This is a genomic window from Bacillus sp. SIMBA_005, from assembly GCF_046535585.1.
Lineage (GTDB): Bacteria > Bacillota > Bacilli > Bacillales > Bacillaceae > Bacillus > Bacillus pumilus.
The window spans coordinates 1-241 of the sequence record NZ_JAWRWI010001054.1; the positions used below are offsets into that span (position 1 = coordinate 1).

Annotated in this window: 1 protein-coding gene; it reads right to left on the minus strand. The window is 32.0% G+C overall.

Annotated features, from left to right (window positions below):
- Positions 1-80: 80 nt before the first annotated feature.
- On the minus strand, positions 81-227 hold the full coding sequence (locus SB660_RS23340; RefSeq protein ID WP_410584944.1) for a DUF5327 family protein: 147 nt from the start codon (positions 225-227) through the stop codon (positions 81-83).
- Positions 228-241: the final 14 nt, after the last annotated feature.

A 241-nucleotide genomic window follows, 5' to 3' on the forward strand; every position in this document is an offset into this window, starting at 1 on the left:
TGACAATAAATTTTTTCATCGTATTTACCCTACCTTTTTCTCTAATACTCAATTTTTTAGTCTAATGTTGCCATCATAAATTAAAAATCAAAGATTGAATCACCATTTGCGCCATCATCATGTTGGATTTTCGCGCTGTATAAATTGGATGGCTTTTGTTCAGTAGCTAACATTTGCGGTATATGTTTTGACTGAACATTGGAAGTTTCTATAGGTAAATCTAGCACTACATCACATAATG